General features: G+C 61.5%; 1 protein-coding gene. It reads left to right on the top strand.

Translation table 11 applies throughout. The features are described 5' to 3' along the window. Positions 1 to 169: 169 nt before the first annotated feature. Positions 170 to 2,788: carboxypeptidase-like regulatory domain-containing protein (locus H0W38_RS20365; RefSeq protein WP_292457611.1), on the top strand; the 2,619-nt coding region annotated here is incomplete at its 3' end.

Below are 2,788 nucleotides of genomic sequence, written 5' to 3'. Positions count from 1 at the left end.
TCATCCGGAACCAATCCGTCCCCGGCCGCCGACCGAAAACGGCGACCCGGCTGGACCGATTCAGACGACTCTGGGTCCTGTGTACTCCGCGCCAACCGCTGTTGGCAGTGGCTGGGACGGTGTCGGGGTTGGCCTTGCGGGATTTGCCCCTTCGAGTAATCCACCCGACGTGAACGGCCGCGTCGGTGCGACGCAGTATGTGCAGTGGAACAACACGAGCTTTGCAATCTTCGACAAGAACACCGGCGCGTTGCAGTACGGCCCGGCTGCTGGCAACACTCTTTTCCAGGCGCTCGGTGGCCTTTGCGCTTCGCATAACGACGGCGACCCGGTGGTCTCCTATGACATCCTTGCGGGCCGCTGGGTGCTTTCCCAGTTCCTCGTCGGCGGGCCGAGCGGGAGCTACTCTCATCAGTGCGTCGCGGTTTCAGAGACCTCCGACGCGACGGGGGCGTACTACCTTTACGATTTTCTGACGGACGGCACGAACTTCGTCGATTACCCGCACACCGGCGTCTGGCCGGACGGCTACTACATGACCACGCACGTGTTCAATGCGGCTGGCACCTCCTATCTTGCAGGCCGGGTCTACGTTTTCGAGCGCGAGAAGATGATCGCAGGTCTCCCAGCCCGGCAGCTTTCGAGCGATCTCGCGAAAGATGGAGGCGCCATCCAGTATGGTTTTTTGCCGGCCGATCTCGACAGTTTGACTCCTCCGCCGGCCGGCGAGGCGGCGTTTATTCTGGGACCTAATGGCCAATTCACCAATAGGACCGACTCGACCAGAGTGAAGGTGACGTGGGGAACGACACCCACGATCGCCCTCACCTCTGCAGTCATCTCCACGGTTGGCATAAGCACGCCGCCGTGCGTGAGCAACACGAACGGCCGCGACTGCGTCCCGCAGCCTTCACCTGCAATTGCCACCGACTATCTCGACAACATTTCGGACCATTACATGTACCGCTTGGCCTATCGCAATAACGGCACGCAAGCTGCCCCGCAGGAATCTCTTCTTGCCAGTGGGCCGACCGCCGGCAGCACGAGCGTGCCGGGTCACGGCGCCATAAAATGGATGGAGTTCAGAAACGCTGGCAGCTCCACGGCTACACCGTCGCTCTACCAATCTGGCACGTTCGATCCGGATACCGATTACCGCTTCATGCCCTCCATCGCAATGGACAAAGACCGCAACATCGCGCTCGGCTACAGCAAATCGAGCACCTCGACCAAGCCGGGCATCTACATGACCGGCCGCCTAGGTACTGATGCCCTCAACACGATGGGCGCCGAGACCACTGTGATCGCTAGCAGCGGCGTCCAGCTAGGCGCGGGCAACCGATGGGGCGACTACAGCGCAATGACGCTCGACCCGATCGACCAATGCACCTTTTACTATACGAACGAATACTTGAAGACGGACGGTAGCTTTAACTGGTCAACGCGCATCGCAAAATACAGGTTCCCTTCCTGCACCGACGCTCAGGCGTGGGGCACCGTGTCAGGAACGATCACCTCGTCCGAAACCGGCGCTCCGATCTCCGGAGTCACTGTCACGCTAAACAACGGCTACGCCGCGGCCAGTAACGCCTCGGGCGTCTATTCGATCTCTGTCCCGGCCGGCAGCTACACGGCAACAGCCGCCGACGCCGACCGCAACTGCACGAGCGCTTCGCCTGCTTCGGCCAGTGTCAGCCCTGGCAGCGGTGGCACGGCGACCGCGAACTTCATCATGACCGGCGCCTCGAAGCTGGAGCCGAACGGCCCCGTCGCGATCGACGACTCGCTCGGCAACAACAACGGCAAGGTCAACAAGGCTGAGTGCGTGAAGCTAAACATGCCCGTGAAGAACAACGGCTGCGCCAAAGCGACCGCGATCTCGGCGACGCTCACAACAACGACCGCAGGCGTCACGGTGGTTGACGGCAGCGCGACGTATCCCGACATGCTGATCGACGGGAGCGGCACGAACGCCACGCCATACAAGATTTCGACATCCAGCTCATTCGTTTGCGGCACTGACATCGCCCTGTCGCTTAATTTGACGTATACAGGCGGGACCAAGTCGCTCGTGTTCACGGTTCCGACTTGCGGCGGCGGCGCCAACCAGACGATTCCCGCCAGCTCGATCGCGTTGACGGATCCGTCTCAGACCGACCGACTGGGCCGCGATGGCGTTGCAAGCACGTGCAGCGGAAAGGGCTGCCCGGGAGGAATCGGCACTGCCGGTGTCCGCAATTACAAGACATTCACCTTCAACAACACCAGCGGAGCGGCCAGGTGCTATACCGTGAAAATCGACGCTGCTTTGGGTGGCAGTGACATCCAAAGCGCGGCGTACCAGGGCAGCTATGACCCAGCGGCTTTGTGCACGAACTACCTCGGCGACAGTGGAGTGGTCGGCTTGGGAAACACGGTGGGATCCGCTACGTATTCGTTTACCGTGGCTCCGCAGTCGAACTTCGTCGTAGTGGTCAATACATCAGGCGGCTCAACGACCTCCTCGCAATTCAGCGGGACCGTGTCTGGCTTCGTAGACAACACGGCGGGACCGGGTGCCTGCGCAGCACCGATACCGACACCGACACCGACGCCAACAGCGACGCCGACGCCGACAGCAACGCCAACGCCAACGCCGACACCGACACCGACGCCAACACCAGCTCCGGACTTCGCGCTGTCGATCAGTCCGTCGTCAGTAACGGTTCCGGCCAATGGTGGAACAGCTACCTACACCGTGGCGATTACGCGAACGGGCGGTTTCAGTTCGCCGGTCACGATGTCAGTG

The organism is Methylibium sp., assembly GCF_013817365.1.
Lineage (GTDB): Bacteria > Pseudomonadota > Gammaproteobacteria > Burkholderiales > Burkholderiaceae_C > Methylibium.
Note: the sequence above shows the minus strand (reverse complement) of the source record. Positions and strands in the feature narration are given on the sequence as shown.